The following is a 14390-nucleotide window of genomic DNA, read 5'->3' as shown; positions in this document are numbered from 1 at the left end:
TCAAGCACCCCAGACGCGGACGAACCTGCCATTGCTTGAGGGCTCGAGTTGCAAACGCTGGCCATCGGGAGCGATAATTTGTTCCATTCCCTCAACCGGGCCAGACAGCACCAACTGATTGACCAGTCGAACCCCCAGGCGGGTGGCCGCAACCTTGTCTCCGGCAAGTGGTGGTTCGATGCGCAGTTCCTGGCCAATCAGGAATTCGAGCCCGACACTTACGAGGCCGCCATTAAGTGTTTCGCGGAACGCAGTCAGGCCCAGCGCAGGAAAGGCTCCCCCTTCAAGCCAAGCCGTAACCGTGGATTCGAAGAATCGCCGGCCGATCAGGCTCGATGATGGGGGCCATGCGATCGCTTCGATCGCCTCGGAGTGCCGCACCAGATCGCGCGTAAGCGAAAACATGCCTCGCAACACGGGCAGGCTGGCCTCTCCTCCGGCAAGGTGCGATCCGGGCGTAAGCCGCACAGCCTCAAGGCGACTACGGCAAATCTCTTCACGATAGTCGAATTGATGTTCGCACGGGGGAACCTCGAGGCCTTCTCCGGGCAAAAGGCCAGCGATGTCGAACGTAAGTCCTTCGCGCAGCAGTTCCAGCCAGACGAGTTCGTTGTCACTTCCCCCATCGTTACTCGTCGAAGTGGGATGTAGCGCTTCCGTTTCACCAACGAGATGCAGTTGTGTTCTAGCGGTCCGATCGTGCGTCAGTGAAATTGTCGGATGCGATTTGACGAAATCGCGGATTGCTCCTCGATCGGGGCGCTTATGGCGGGAAAAGAGTAAGAATACCCCTCGCACGACATGCCGTGCATGGTTGTCCCGGCCCTCCGTCACGCTTACGACCAGCCGCCCGCTCCTACCTTCATGCCTAAAAACGAATAGTGACTCTATTTTTGGGCGACGTCGAGTCTTGATTGCTCCAGATTGGAGCCGTTTGACTTTGAAACTTCAATAAATTCCGAGCTCGATACCTTCCGCCAGAGCGGCGCCAAGTTCGCTCGCCCGCGTCAATTGGGCACTATCTAGGTGCTTCGGGGCCAGGATTTCTTCCGGCGTTTGCGCATGGACGTTGACGATGATCGGGTCGGCCACGCGTCGCAATCGCCAGCCAGTAGCAATCCGATCGATCTGGCGCTGCGCGCCCTCCCCATCGGACCCGGCCGAAATAATGGTAGCGTATGCTCGCCCTTCGATTTGACCGAGAACCGGATAATAACAGCGATCGAACATCTCCTTCATCAGCCCGCTCATGGTGGCCAAATTCTCGGGACAAACGAAAAGATAGGCTCGTGCGCGGATGAGGTCCTCCGGCCGGACTTCATCGGCGCGTGCCAAAAGCGCTGCCGAGCCTGCTCCCTGCGCGGCCGCACGAGCAAGCGCCTCGCTCGCGCCAGTGCGGCTGTGCCATGCGATAAGGAGTGTTCCCTCTGCCATCCAACGCAACAGACGGGCCAAGATGTCGAAAGTCAATCTTGCAGCCTTCTCGCGCCCGCAGCGATCGGATAGGTATTGGAAATGGCCTCCCGATCGATCTCCCATGTGCTTGGCGTAACATCATCCCTGTCAGGCCGTGCATGGCATTGGCGCGGAGGGAATATGGAAATCGAACCAGGCGTAGCCGGCCTGGAAGACGATATACTCACGCAACTGCTGCTGACGCGCGGCGTCACTCGAGAAGACCTTGCACGCAATTTGACGCCCACTTTGCGCGAATTCCTGCCCGACCCGAGCGAATTCCGTGACATGGAATCCGCCGCCGAGCGGATCGCCCAGGCTGTGCTGAGCGGAGAGGCGATCACGATCTATGGCGATTACGACGTCGACGGGGCAACCAGCGCGGCCCTTCTCGTCAATTTGCTGCGAGAATTGGGGGCGGATGCGAACTACTACATCCCCGACCGCTTGCTTGAAGGTTACGGCCCCAGCGGCGAGGCACTGCTGAAGCTGGCAGAAGCGGGATCGAGCCTGATTGTCACGGTCGATTGCGGCGCAATGGCGCATGAGGCTCTGAAGCAAGCGCATGACGCAGGTGTCGACGTGATCGTGGTCGATCACCACAAATGCGCGCCGGAACTGCCGCTGGCGGCTGCGCTGGTGAACCCGAACCGGCTCGACGAATCCGACCTTGCGGCCGCCCATGGCCACCTGGCCGCAGTGGGCGTGGCCTTCCTGCTGGCGATCGCACTGGTGCGAACGCTGCGTGAGCGCGGATTCTTCGAAGACCGGCCAGAGCCCAATCTCATGGCGCTTCTTGACCTTGTTGCGCTCGGCACGGTGGCCGATGTCGCGGCGCTCCACGGCCTCAACCGGGCCTTCGTGGCTCAAGGGCTCAAGGTGATGTCGCGCCGTGAGCGCATTGGTATGGCCGCATTGATCGACGCAAGCAGGCTGAAGCGCGCGCCACAATGCAGTGACCTGGGTTTTGCCTTGGGCCCGCGCATTAACGCCGGCGGGCGCGTAGGCGAATCGACGCTTGGCGTGCGGCTGCTGACCACTTCCGATCCCGATGAAGCCCGCGAGATCGCCGAACAGCTGTCGCAACTGAACGAGGAACGCCGCGCAATTGAGGCCGAGGTACAGCAAGCCGCCGAAGCGCAGATCGCCTCGCAGCACAACCGATCGGTCGTGGTGCTCTCAGGCAGTGGCTGGCACCCGGGCGTGATCGGGATCGTGGCTGGTCGGATCAAGGAAAAGACCGGCAAACCCAGTATCGTGATCGCACTCGATGAAGACAGTGGCACCGGCAAGGGATCGGGGCGCTCGATATCGGGCGTGGATCTTGGGGCCGCAATCATCGCTGCACGCGAATCGGGCCTGCTCCTCGCCGGTGGAGGCCACGCCATGGCCGCGGGGCTCACGGTGGAGCGCAGCCAGATCGATCCGCTCGGCGAGTTCCTCGACAATCGGCTTGCACGCGATGTCGGCAGGGCGCTGGAAAGCCAGGCGATCCAGCTCGATCTGGCGGTGGCGCCCGGTGGCCTAACTCCGGACCTGGTCGAAACGCTCGACCGGGCCGGGCCGTTCGGCGTCGGCTGGCCCGGCCCGCGAGTGGCCGTTGGGCCGGTACGAATCGTGAAGGCCGATATCGTCGGGCAAGACCATTTGCGAGTGATCGCCGCAGGAGACGATGGGCGCTCGCTCAAGGCAATCGCCTTCCGCGCGGCGGAGACCGAAATGGCGCAAACGATCCTGCATCGCGCGCAGGGCAGGCGTTTCCACCTCGCAGGCCGGGTCAAGATCGACGATTGGGGCGCACGCCCTCAGGCTGAGCTTCACCTCGAAGATGCGGCCTTCGCGGATTGACGAAAAACTGGGGTTGACCGGAATCACCCGCGCCCCTATTGGCGCGCTCTCGCAACGAGCGTGGCCCCTTCGTCTAGCGGTCAGGACGCGGCCCTTTCACGGCTGAAACACGGGTTCGATTCCCGTAGGGGTCACCACCTCCTTCACATTGTTTTCATAATTTCCCCTCGCGGGGGACAGCGACTTGTTGGCGCTTTCCTTGCCGCGAGGTTCTGGTATGCCCCGCCCGCCATGGACGATCGCCAGCAGCATCCGATTGCGGGAATCCTGATCGCGCTCGCCACTGCGCTTGCGCTGATTCTACTGGGTTTCGACGCCTTTATCGCCCTTGGTATGCTGGTGATCTGGATAGGATCGCTCTACCTCGTCAGCAGCAAACCGCCCCAGACCAGCGCCCCCGCAAAGGCTGGCATTATCTCGCGCGAGAACATGGGCGAACTGTTCGAGCATTCGGCAACACCCTTGCTTGTGCTTGACCGCGGACGTATCGCAATCGCCAACCGGGCAGCACAAAAGGTTCTCGGCAAGCACGTGATCGGCCAGGACGCGCGCATGGCCTTCCGCCAGCCCGAAGCAATCAAATTGCTGGGAAAGAAAGGCAATGGCGCTGCCATCATCCGCGGGCTGGTGCGCCGTCGCGATATCTGGCGGATCAACCGCCAGAAGGTCGATGGCGAGCTGTCGGTCATCGAACTGATAAACCTCACCGCCGAAGCTGACATCAGCCGAGCGCATACCGATTTCGTTGCCAATGCGAGCCACGAATTGCGCACCCCGCTCGCTTCAATCATCGGCTATGTCGAAACCTTGCGCGATGACGACCTTGATGCGCCGACCACGCAGAAATTTCTCGATACGATCCTGCGTGAAGCGCACCGGCTCCAGTCACTGGTCAGCGACCTGATGTCCCTCTCGCGAGTCGAGGCCGAGAAGCACGACCAGCCGACCGAAGTGATCGATCTCGCACCGGTGGTCGAACGCGCCGCGCGCGACGCAGCCGGGCATGAGCGTGCCGCGCGATTGCAATTTGAAATCAAGCAACCCATGCAAATTCAGGGTGATACGCAGCAAATCGAACAACTGGTGCGAAACCTTGTCGACAATGCGCTCAAGTATGGCGAGGCCGGAACGCCGGTCACCGTCGAACTCGCTGAAGCAAAGGACGGGCAGGCTCGCCTGACAGTGTCCGATCAAGGCGAAGGCATTGCGGCCGATCACCTGCCCCACCTCACCCGTCGGTTTTATCGCACCGATCCCGGTCGCAGCCGCGCTTCAGGCGGAACCGGCCTCGGCCTGGCCATTGTGAAGCACATTGTTGAACGTCACTGCGGGCGTCTCGACATCCAGAGCGAACTGGGCAAAGGAACTTCGGTGGTGGTGCGGATTCCGGCCGCTACGAATGAGCCGGACGGAATGTAATGGAACTGTCACATTTCTTTAACATTGGGGCGGTGAGCCATGTGCGAATCCACGCCCGATCGAGGACAGTCCGCGTCTTACGCCAGTTTGAAACACACGCCGCCTAGCCCATCCTTGGGCTGCCAGCGCCGGACAGAAGTGCAGGTTTTAACAGTAACCCGATGACTTCGATTACCTTGCTCTTGATCGCCCTCGGGCTTGGCCTTGCCGCCTGGCTTGCGGCTCGCGCGAAGGCGTGGAGCTTCCAAAAGGACAGCGAACCCCGCCGACTTGCCGCTCGCCCAAACTATCACGCATGGTATGTGGCCCTGTGGGTCGTGGTGCCCCTGCTGGCCTTTACCATTCTGTGGGCAATGATTGAGCCGCAACTGGTGACGAATGCGGTGCTGGCCTCGCCTGCCGCTCAAAACCTCCCCCTGTTCGGTTTCGAGCGCGACTCTATCCTGGCGGAAGCGAGCTCGGTCGCTGCAGGCGGCGGAGCTGTGTTCAATCCGGATTCGGAAGCGCTGGTCGCTCCGTTTACCGATGCGATCCAGCGATTCCGCCTTATCGGCATAGCGATCGCAGCGGCGATCGCCTTGCTCACCGGCATCTTCGCTTTCCTCAAGGTCAAACCGGACTTTGCAGCCCGCACGCGCGTTGAACGCGCTGTCATGGCCATCCTGCTGCTGGCTTCGTTGGTCGCGATCCTCACGACTTTCGGCATCTTCGCCAGCCTCGTGTTCGAGACAGTCCGCTTCTTCGGAATGGTTTCGCCGATTGATTTCCTGTTCGGCACGCACTGGGGCCCGGACCCGATGAGCAACCCCGACAATCCGGACCCGAGTCGATATGGCGCGATTCCGCTTTTCTGGGGCACGATCTACATCGGTGCGATCATCGCCATGATCGTGGCCATTCCACTGGGCCTGATGAGCGCGATCTACCTGACGCAATATGCCAACCCGCGCCTCCGCGCCTGGCTCAAGCCCGCGCTGGAAATTCTCGCTGGCGTTCCGACCGTCGTTTACGGTTATTTCGCCGCGCTTACAGTTGCACCGGCAATCCGCGACGCGGCCGTAGCCATGGGCATCGCCAATGCTTCGAGCGAAAGCGCCCTCGCTGCCGGTGTCGTTATGGGTGTGATGATCATCCCGTTCGTTTCCTCCATGGCAGACGACTCCATCGCTGCGGTGCCCAGCGCGATGCGCGATGGCAGCCTGGCGCTTGGCGCAACAACGTCGGAAACGATCCGCCGTGTGCTGGTGCCTGCCGCGCTGCCCGGTATCGTTGGCGGCGTCATGCTGGCGATAAGCCGCGCCATCGGCGAAACCATGATTGTGGTGATGGCGGCCGGCGCTGCGGCAAATCTCTCTGCCAACCCGCTTGAGGCAATGACGACTGTCACCTTCCAGATCGTTGCCATGCTGACCGGCGAAGGCAGCTTCGACCATCCTGCCACGCTCAGCGCCTTCGCGCTCGGCCTGGTCCTGTTCATCGTGACGCTTGGGCTCAACTTCGTTGCCCTGCGCGTCGTCAAGCGGTTCCGCGAAGCATATGAGTGACGCTGCAACATCCACGCATATAGCGCCGACGCGGACCGAGGCCTTTCGCAAGCGCCTCGCCAAGCGCTATGCTGCCGAGCGCCGCTTCAAGCTGGCTGGGCTCAGCGCCGTGCTTGTGTCGGTTGCTGTGCTGATCTTCCTGCTTGGCAATATGACCTTCAATGGCGTTGCCGGCTTCCAGCGCGCCGAGCTTGATGTCACCATCGACTTTCCTTCTTCGGGGATTTCCGGTGACGCCAACAGCCTGAGCGGACCTGGTGGGCTCCAGACGCTGCAGATCCAGGGCCTGCCCGATGTCGTTGCGTTCTACGCGGAGCAATCGCTCGGCAGCGAAGCTGCTGAGGGCCTCAGCACCGAGGCATGGCGCGATGTGGCAGCCGCAGTGATCAAGGACCCCGCCCTGTTGCAGGGCACCCATCAGTTCAGCCTTCCGGCGACTGACAACCTTGCTGCAGCACTGAAAGGCGAAGGCACGCCTGAAGAAAGGGCACTCGCAGAGCGGCTCGAGGCGGAAGGCAAGCTGTCGAACAATTTCGACCCCGGCTTCCTGTCACGCGCCGACGCCACCAGCCCGCAGAAGGTGGGCATCTGGGGCGCCTTGAAGGGCTCGATCCTGACCATGATCGTGACCTTGCTGCTCGCCTTTCCCATTGGCGTGCTGGCCGCGCTCTACCTCGAGGAATACGCTCCGAAGAACCGCTGGACCGACGTGATCGAGGTTTCGATCAACAATCTGGCGGCAGTTCCTTCGATCATCTTTGGCCTGCTTGGTCTGGCGGTATTCCTCTGGATATTCCCCAACTTCCGCTCGGCCCCGCTGATCGGCGGCATGACGCTGGCACTGATGACTATGCCGGTGATCGTGATTTCAGGGCGCAACGCGATCAAGGCCGTGCCGCCTTCGATCCGCGACGGTGCGCTGGCGATCGGCGCTTCGCCAGTGCAGGTGGTGTTCCACCATGTCCTGCCGCTCGCGCTGCCGGGCATCCTTACAGGCACCATCATCGGGATGGCGCGTGCATTGGGTGAAACTGCGCCGCTGCTGATGATCGGCATGCGCGCATTCGTGGCGACCCCGCCCGACGGCTTCACTTCGCCCGCAACGGTGCTGCCGGTGCAGATTTTCCTGTGGTCCGACGAGATCGACCGCGGCTTTGTCGAGCGCACCAGCGCTGCGATCATCATCCTGTTGCTGTTCCTCCTGGTGATGAACGGCCTCGCGATCTACCTCCGCAACAAATTCGAGAAAAAGTGGTGACTGTAATCCATCCAAACCTGGAGGTCATCGACCCCAAGATGCGCGCCGTGGACGTTTCGGTCTACTATGGCGACAAGCAGGCGATCGACAATGTCTCGATCGACATCCCCGCCCGTTATGTGACGGCTTTCATTGGCCCATCGGGTTGCGGCAAGTCGACTTTCCTTCGCGCGCTCAACCGGATGAACGACACCATCCCTTCCGCGCGCGTGGAAGGAACGATCGAGCTCGACGGCGAGGACATCTATCGTTCTGGCATGGACGTGGTGCAGCTGCGTGCTCGGGTGGGGATGGTGTTCCAGAAGCCTAACCCCTTTCCGAAGACGATCTATGAGAACATCGCCTACGGCCCGCGAATCCATGGCCTGGCAGAGACCAAGGAAGAACTCGACGAAGTGGTCCAGCGTTCGCTGACCCGCGCCGGCCTGTGGGACGAAGTGAAGGACCGATTGAACGATTCGGGCACCGCGCTTTCGGGTGGCCAGCAGCAGCGCCTCTGCATCGCACGCGCGATCGCGGTCGATCCCGAAGTGATCCTAATGGACGAGCCCTGCTCGGCGCTTGATCCGATCGCCACCGCCAAGATCGAGGAACTGATCGCCGAACTGACTGATCGCTACGCAATCGTGATCGTCACCCACTCGATGCAGCAGGCGGCGCGCGTTTCGCAGCGCACTGCGTTCTTCCACCTTGGCAAGATGGTCGAATACGGTCACACTTCCGACATATTCACCAATCCGATCGAAGTGCGGACCAAGGATTACATCACAGGACGGTACGGGTAATGGCCGAGCATACAGTCAAGGCATTCGACGAGGACATCACCCGCCTGCGCGGATTGATCGCAGAGATGGGCGGCTTGGCCGAGGTTTCGATCAACGAGGCGCTCGATGCGCTGGTACGCGGCGACGAAGTGCTGGCGGACCAGATCGTTGCGCGCGACAAGAAGATCGACGCACTCGAAATGGAAGTCGACAAGCTCGCGGTGCGCGTGATCGCCTTGCGTGCGCCCATGGCGGACGACCTGCGCGAAGTGATCGCGGCGTTGAAGATCGCCGGCGTGGTTGAGCGCATTGGCGACTATTCCAAGAATATCGCCCGCCGTGTGGGTGAAATCCAGGATCGCAAGCGGTTCGAACCGCTGACCCTGCTGCCCGCGATGGGCGAACTGGCAGGCGAGATGGTGCATGACGTGCTTACCGCCTATGCCGCACGCGACCCTGAGCTGGCGCGCGAAGTGATCGCCGCGGACGCTAAGGTCGACGCGTTTTACGACAGCATTTTCCGCAATCTTGTCAGTTACATGGTTGAAAATCCTGCCACTATTTCGAGTGCTGCACAGCTGCTGTTCGTCGCGCGCAACATCGAGCGGATCGGCGACCATGCGACAAATGTGGCCGAGATGGTGCATTTTGCCGCAACCGGGACTTATCCGCCCGATCATGACGACTGACATCATTCTGTCTTGAAAGTGACATAAGGGCAGGAGCCGGAAAGCGCATCTAAGGAGTGAAGCGCCGCATGTCTGCCGCAAAACTGCTCTTGGTCGAAGACGATCCGGCCCTGTCCGAACTGCTCGAATACCGTTTCCGCAACGAAGGTTATGCGGTCCGCTGTACCCCGGATGGCGACGAGGCTTTGATCCTCGCGGCAGAGGATACGCCGGACCTGATCATCCTCGACTGGATGATCGAAGGCACCAGCGGGATCGAAGTCTGCCGCCGTTTGCGCCGCGACAAGCAGACAGCCCATGTCCCGATCATCATGCTGACCGCGCGCGAAGCCGAGGATGACCGGGTACGCGGGCTCGAAACCGGCGCCGACGACTATCTCACCAAACCGTTCAGCCCGCGCGAACTGCTCGCACGGGTCGCGGCGGTGATGCGGCGCATCCGCCCTGCACTGGCCGGCCAAACGGTGTCTGTCGGCGATCTCAAGCTCGACCCGGTGGCGCACAAGGTGCAGCGGCGCGGCAAGGATTTGAAGCTCGGCCCGACCGAATACAGGCTGCTCAAATTCTTCATGGAAAGCCCCGGTCGCGTGTTCAGTCGCGGGCAGTTGCTCGATGGCGTGTGGGGCACCAGCAGCGATATCGAACTGCGCACGGTTGACGTGCATATCCGGCGCCTGCGCAAGGCGATCGAGCTTGGCGGCGCGAAGGATCCGATCCGCACGGTCCGCTCGGCCGGATACGCGCTCGAAGCGGTCTAGATCAGGCCACCGGGCGCGCTTCCCATCAAGTCTGCCAGGATCAAGCCGCCTATCAGCAGGAATACTGCCCCGATTCCGCGATCCACCCAGCGCCGAGTGTTTGGGCGATCCAGCGTGCGAGCGAGCTGACGCCCGGCAAAGATGTAGAGCGCGCCCGCGATCAGGTCGATGACCAGCGCAACGATGGCCAGCAAGGCAATCTGCCAGCCGATGGATTTGCCCGGGTCGACGAAGGGCGGGATCAGGGCAACCATATAAATCAGCGATTTGGGATTGCCGATGGCGACAAAGATGCCGTCGCGAAATGCGTTGCGTGAGGCCTTCTCCGTTGCGGGTTCGTGCGCTTCCTCATGCTTGAATGAGTGACGGATAGCCATGATCCCAAGCCACATGAGATAGGCCACACCTGCCAGCGCAAGGCCATAGAAGGCGAGCGGATATGCCTTGGCCAGCGTTCCCAGCCCCAGTGCCGCAAGCACCCACCACACACCGTAACCGATCTGCATTCCTAACAGCGCGGCCCAGCCAGAACGCGTGCCGCGCCAGATCGCCTGACTCATGACAAAGGCCATCGAGACACCCGGGACGATGCTGGTCACGCCGGTCACGATCATGAATGCGATGAGTTTTTCGGGATCGAGCATGGCGCACGCGCGCTAGCTTCGGGATCAATGGAAGTCACGTGATTTGGGGAGGATCCTCAGATCGCGTGGGTGCCCGCGGCTGGGCGGCGCTCGCTCACAATGCAAATCCCGCGGGCGGATAACTGGCGGATTACGCCCCGTCAGCGGACTGCTGACATGGTCAGCACGCGCAACTGGGGCAGAAAGAAGGTCGTCAGCCAGGCCGTAAAGCGCATCGGTCGCATCGGTCAGGTGCTGCGCGATCACATGAATCACTTCGTCATCATATTCGACCCGGCCGCGTACCTCCATCAGCCGCGCCCCCATGATCACACGGCGCTGTTTCTCCATCAGATCTGGCCAGATCACGAGGTTTGCCACCCCGGTCTCGTCTTCCAGCGTGATGAAGCACACGCCCTTGGCGCTGCCGGGCCGCTGGCGGATCAGCACCAGCCCGGCGACCTGCACCATGCTGCGAAAATTGCGTTCCCTCAGGTCGCAGGCGCGCACGAAGCCGCGCTCGGCCAGCGAAGCCCGCAGGAAAGCCATGGGATGCGCTTTCAGGCTCAACCGCATGGTCTGGTAGTCATTCACCACTTCCTCGCTGAGCGGCATTTGCGGCAGCAGCGTACGTGCGCGCTCCGCGCCTTCATCGCGCTCGGCGGCGGCCCGGAACAGCGGCAAATCGGGCGCAGCGATCAGGCTGCGTGCATCCCACAGCGCCTGCCGCCGCGACAGCCCCATCGAGCTGAAGCAATCCGCACTGGCGAGCCGTTCAATATGCGCGGGCGAGAGCCCCGCCCGTTCGCGCAACTCGGCCACGTCACCGAACACCCCGCCTTCAGCACGCGCCGCCACGATCCGCGCCGCGACATGCTCGGGCAGGCCATCGACCTGGCGCAAGCCGATCCGCATGGAGATGTGCCGGTCAAACCGCCCTTCCCGCGCCCCGTCCGCCGCGCTGACTTCCTCAAGCGTATTGTCCCACATGGAATGGTTCACGTCTGCAGGCAGGACCTCGACCCCATGTTCGCGCGCATCGCGCACGATCTGCGCCGGAGCGTAAAACCCCATCGGTTGCGAATTGAGCAGCGCGCAGGCGAAAGCCGCAGGGAAATGGCATTTAAGCCAGCTCGAAACATAGACAAGATGCGCGAAACTCGCCGCATGGCTCTCCGGAAAACCGTATTCGCCAAAGCCCTTGATCTGGTTGAAGCAGCGCGCGGCGAAATCGGGATCGTATCCGCGCGCGACCATGCGCCCCACCATCATGTCTTCCAGTTCGTACACCATGCCGCGGCTGCGGAAAGTCGCCATCGCTTTCCTTAACCGGTTGGCCTCGGCGGAAGAGAACCTGGCCGCGTCGAGCGCGATCTTCATCGCCTGTTCCTGGAAGATCGGCACCCCCAGCGTACGCGCGAGGATGCTGGAAAGCTCGTCAGGCGGGCCGTGCTCGGGGCTCGGGGCCGGGATCTGCACCGGTTCCGCCCCTCGCCGACGCTTCAGATAGGGATGCACCATATCGCCCTGGATCGGGCCGGGCCGCACGATCGCCACCTGGATGACGAGATCGTAGAACTCGCGCGGGCGCAGGCGCGGCAGCATGTTCATCTGCGCCCTACTTTCGACCTGGAACACGCCGAGCGAATCCCCTCGTCGCAGCATGGTGTAGGTTTCCGGATCCTCACGCGGCACGCTTGCCAGCGTCAGTGCGCGGCCATGATGCGCCTCAAGCAAGTCGAAGCACTTCTTGATGCAGGTAAGCATGCCCAGCGCCAGCACATCCACCTTGAGGATGCCAAGCGCTTCGATGTCGTCCTTGTCCCATTCGATGAAGCTGCGATCGGGCATGGCGCCATTGCCGATCGGCACCGTTTCGGTAAGCGCGCTTTCGGTGAGGATGAAGCCGCCGACATGCTGGCTCAAATGGCGCGGCATGCCGATCATCTGTTCGGCCAGTTTGATCACGCGCCTCAAGTATGGATCGGTGATGTCCATGCCTGTCTCGGCGACATGCTTCTCACCGATCTCGCGCCCGTAGCTGCCCCACACGGTGCGTGCGAGCGCACTGGTGACATCTTCGGAAAGACCCATTGCCTTGCCCACTTCGCGGATCGCCATGCGCGGGCGGTAATGGATCACTGTGGCGGCAAGCCCGGCCCGATGGCGGCCATATTTGCGATAGATATACTGGATCACCTCCTCGCGCCGCTCATGCTCGAAATCAACATCGATATCGGGCGGCTCCTTGCGTTCCTCGGAGATGAAGCGATCGAACAACAGCTGGTGCCGTGCCGGGTCGACGCTGGTGATCTCGAGACAGTAGCACACTGCCGAATTGGCCGCCGAACCGCGCCCTTGGCACAGGATCGGCGGATCGACCCCGCGCGCATAATCGACGATATCCTTGATGGTGAGAAAATAGCGCGCGAGATCGAGCTTGCCGATCAGCGCCAGCTCGCGCTTCAGCGTGTCGCGCACGCTGTCAGGCACGCCTTCAGGATAGCGCCGGTCCGCACCCTTCCATGTTTCAGCTTCGAGATATTGCTGCGGCGTCATACCATCGGGATGGATTTCCTCGGGATATTCGTAGCGCAGTTCGTCGAGGCTGAACTGGCAGGCATCGGCCACTTCGCGTGAGGCAGAAATCGCATGCGGCCAACGCGCGAACAGGCGCTGCATTTCTTCCGGCGACTTCAGATGCCGCTCGGCATTGGCGGCGAGCAAGTGCCCGGCCCTGGCGACCGTGGTCTTGTGCCTGATCGCAGTCATCACGTCCTGCAACGGACGGCGCTCGGGCGCATGGTAATGCACGTCATTCGTGGCCAGCAGGCCAAGTCCATTGGCCCGTGCCAAGGCGTCGAGCCGGGTGATCCGCGCCACATCATCCCCGCGATAGAGGTAGCTGGCCGCAAGGAAGCGCAATGTCGGCAAACCCAGCGTCAGGTGCGGAAGCAATTCGGAAAAGCTGCCAGTGACCGTTTCCGACAACTCACGGCCGTCGAGCATCACGACATTGCCGGCCCAGGCGGGAATTGTGAAACGCGCTTGCAAATCATCGGGCGGCAGCAGAACCAGTTGCACGCCCTCTGCGTGCCCGGCGAGCATCGGTAGCGATATATCGCAAGCTCCCTTCTCCTGCCATTCGCCATCGATCGTCGCCATCCGCCCGGCGCTGATCAGCCGGCATAGCCGCCCATAGGCTGCACGGTCTTGTGGATAGGCAAGGAAGGCGAGGCCTTCGATCGTCTCGATCCTCGTGCCGATCACCGGCCGCAGCTTGAGCGCCTTAGCCTCGGTATGGATGCGCACCACGCCAGCCATCGAATTGACATCGGCGATCCCGATCGCATCGTAACCGAGCGCGCGGGCCTGGCTCACCAGGTCGACCGCATCGGATGCCCCACGCAGAAAGCTGAAGCAGCTCGCCAGCCCGAGTTCGACAAAGCGTGCACGCGCTGGCGGCTCAAGCGTATCGGGGTCGAGCTCGATCCGGCGTTTGGCAGGTGTCAGCGGTGCATCGGGCATGGTTTCAAGGCCAGCGACTGAATTCGGTCGGCCTTATGTTCACTATATGTTCTTATATAGACTTTCAACCGGAACATGCCCGGTTGAAGCACCACAGTGAAGGATCAGGCTGCCTTGCTTTTGCCCGATGCCGGCTTGCGCTTGAGCCGCTCGTGATAGAGATGGTCGACGATCGCCGGATGCATCGTGCCCTCGAAGGCAATTCCCGTAAACTCGCCATCGACCCACACGATCTTGCCCAGCGGCGTACGTACGCCGTCGATCCGCAGGCTGACCTTCTCGCCTTCTTCGGCGAAGCCATGGCGCCCCTTGATCTTGCAGCCGCCTTCGGAAACGTCGACCACTTCGACGTAGAGCGTGCGCGAACGCATCCGGCCCTGCACCAGCAGGTCGAGCCGCTTGCGATCTGAGGAGCGTGTCGAACCAGTTTCTTGCATTGGTTCTATATGCCGAAAAACCGTAAAGAAATGTCTATCACCAATTTCCGTTATTTTATCGTAACTT

At 61.7% G+C, this 14390-nt stretch carries 12 protein-coding genes and 1 tRNA gene; 8 read left to right on the top strand and 5 right to left on the bottom strand.

Annotation, left to right across the window (positions count from 1 at the left end):
* Together VRS74_RS09355 and VRS74_RS09350 are read right to left on the bottom strand one after the other, a co-directional pair.
* A complete protein-coding gene (locus VRS74_RS09355; protein WP_354144985.1) occupies nt 1-834 on the bottom strand; it encodes a hypothetical protein in 834 nt (277 codons plus the stop codon).
* A gap of 114 nt (nt 835-948) precedes the next feature.
* Nucleotides 949-1434 carry a flavodoxin family protein gene (locus VRS74_RS09350; protein ID WP_354145052.1) on the bottom strand — a complete coding sequence of 162 codons (486 nt, stop codon included), beginning with the start codon at nt 1432-1434 and terminating at the stop codon, nt 949-951.
* Between the two features lie 81 nt (nt 1435-1515).
* Between VRS74_RS09350 and recJ the strand changes: the two genes are divergently transcribed.
* From recJ to phoB, 8 genes are all read left to right on the top strand, one after another.
* Entirely contained in the window at nt 1516-3303 is a 1788-nt protein-coding gene (recJ, locus tag VRS74_RS09345; RefSeq protein ID WP_354145051.1) for a single-stranded-DNA-specific exonuclease RecJ, read from the top strand.
* Between the two features lie 62 nt (nt 3304-3365).
* Nucleotides 3366-3440: transfer RNA gene (locus tag VRS74_RS09340), tRNA-Glu, on the top strand.
* 94 nt (nt 3441-3534) lie between these two features.
* Nucleotides 3535-4722 (top strand): sensor histidine kinase, encoded by a 1188-nt coding sequence (locus VRS74_RS09335; protein ID WP_354144984.1) that lies wholly within the window; start codon nt 3535-3537, stop codon nt 4720-4722.
* Nucleotides 4723-4883: 161 nt separating this feature from the next.
* Nucleotides 4884-6266 (top strand): phosphate ABC transporter permease subunit PstC, encoded by a 1383-nt coding sequence (gene pstC / locus VRS74_RS09330; protein ID WP_354144983.1) that lies wholly within the window; start codon nt 4884-4886, stop codon nt 6264-6266.
* Nucleotides 6259-7524 carry a phosphate ABC transporter permease PstA gene (gene pstA / locus VRS74_RS09325; RefSeq protein ID WP_354144982.1) on the top strand — a complete coding sequence of 422 codons (1266 nt, stop codon included), beginning with the start codon at nt 6259-6261 and terminating at the stop codon, nt 7522-7524. The genes pstC and pstA overlap by 8 nt, the downstream gene beginning before the upstream one ends.
* 38 nt (nt 7525-7562) lie before the next feature.
* On the top strand, nt 7563-8309 hold the full coding sequence (gene pstB / locus VRS74_RS09320) for a phosphate ABC transporter ATP-binding protein PstB (RefSeq protein ID WP_354145050.1): 747 nt from the start codon (nt 7563-7565) through the stop codon (nt 8307-8309).
* Nucleotides 8309-8977: a phosphate signaling complex protein PhoU gene (phoU, locus tag VRS74_RS09315; protein WP_354144981.1), complete on the top strand. Its 669-nt coding sequence runs from the start codon at nt 8309-8311 to the stop codon at nt 8975-8977. The genes pstB and phoU overlap by 1 nt, the downstream gene beginning before the upstream one ends.
* Before the next feature lie 68 nt (nt 8978-9045).
* Nucleotides 9046-9735, top strand: coding sequence for a phosphate regulon transcriptional regulator PhoB (gene phoB, locus VRS74_RS09310; protein ID WP_354144980.1), 690 nt, complete (start codon nt 9046-9048; stop codon nt 9733-9735).
* Here phoB and VRS74_RS09305 read toward each other — a convergent pair.
* The 3 genes from VRS74_RS09305 to VRS74_RS09295 all read right to left on the bottom strand — a co-directional run bounded on the left by VRS74_RS09305 (nt 9732) and on the right by VRS74_RS09295 (nt 14323).
* Nucleotides 9732-10379 (bottom strand): LysE family translocator, encoded by a 648-nt coding sequence (locus VRS74_RS09305; protein WP_354144979.1) that lies wholly within the window; start codon nt 10377-10379, stop codon nt 9732-9734. The genes phoB and VRS74_RS09305 overlap by 4 nt on opposite strands.
* A 24-nt stretch (nt 10380-10403) precedes the next feature.
* The gene (locus VRS74_RS09300) at nt 10404-13886 is read right to left on the bottom strand and encodes an error-prone DNA polymerase (protein WP_354144978.1); all 3483 of its coding nucleotides are present in this window, start codon (nt 13884-13886) and stop codon (nt 10404-10406) included.
* Nucleotides 13887-13990: 104 nt separating this feature from the next.
* Nucleotides 13991-14323: a PilZ domain-containing protein gene (locus VRS74_RS09295; protein ID WP_354144977.1), complete on the bottom strand. Its 333-nt coding sequence runs from the start codon at nt 14321-14323 to the stop codon at nt 13991-13993.
* Between the last annotated feature and the right edge of the window lie 67 nt (nt 14324-14390).

Source organism: Altererythrobacter litoralis (genome assembly GCF_036324225.1).
Lineage (GTDB): Bacteria > Pseudomonadota > Alphaproteobacteria > Sphingomonadales > Sphingomonadaceae > Erythrobacter > Erythrobacter litoralis_A.
Note: the sequence above shows the minus strand (reverse complement) of the source record. Positions and strands in the feature narration are given on the sequence as shown.

What these genes read in the sequence shown, in the direction of transcription:
- VRS74_RS09305 (WP_354144979.1), bottom strand. Translation starts at nt 10,379, where the DNA reads ATGCTCGATCCCGAAAAACTCATCGCATTCATGATCGTGACCGGCGTG.
- VRS74_RS09295 (WP_354144977.1), bottom strand. Translation starts at nt 14,323, where the DNA reads ATGCAAGAAACTGGTTCGACACGCTCCTCAGATCGCAAGCGGCTCGAC.
- VRS74_RS09350 (WP_354145052.1), bottom strand. Translation starts at nt 1,434, where the DNA reads ATGGCAGAGGGAACACTCCTTATCGCATGGCACAGCCGCACTGGCGCG.
- phoU (WP_354144981.1), top strand. Translation starts at nt 8,309, where the DNA reads ATGGCCGAGCATACAGTCAAGGCATTCGACGAGGACATCACCCGCCTG.
- phoB (WP_354144980.1), top strand. Translation starts at nt 9,046, where the DNA reads ATGTCTGCCGCAAAACTGCTCTTGGTCGAAGACGATCCGGCCCTGTCC.
- recJ (WP_354145051.1), top strand. Translation starts at nt 1,516, where the DNA reads ATGGCCTCCCGATCGATCTCCCATGTGCTTGGCGTAACATCATCCCTG.
- pstA (WP_354144982.1), top strand. Translation starts at nt 6,259, where the DNA reads ATGAGTGACGCTGCAACATCCACGCATATAGCGCCGACGCGGACCGAG.
- pstB (WP_354145050.1), top strand. Translation starts at nt 7,563, where the DNA reads ATGCGCGCCGTGGACGTTTCGGTCTACTATGGCGACAAGCAGGCGATC.
- VRS74_RS09335 (WP_354144984.1), top strand. Translation starts at nt 3,535, where the DNA reads ATGGACGATCGCCAGCAGCATCCGATTGCGGGAATCCTGATCGCGCTC.
- pstC (WP_354144983.1), top strand. Translation starts at nt 4,884, where the DNA reads ATGACTTCGATTACCTTGCTCTTGATCGCCCTCGGGCTTGGCCTTGCC.
- VRS74_RS09300 (WP_354144978.1), bottom strand. Translation starts at nt 13,886, where the DNA reads ATGCCCGATGCACCGCTGACACCTGCCAAACGCCGGATCGAGCTCGAC.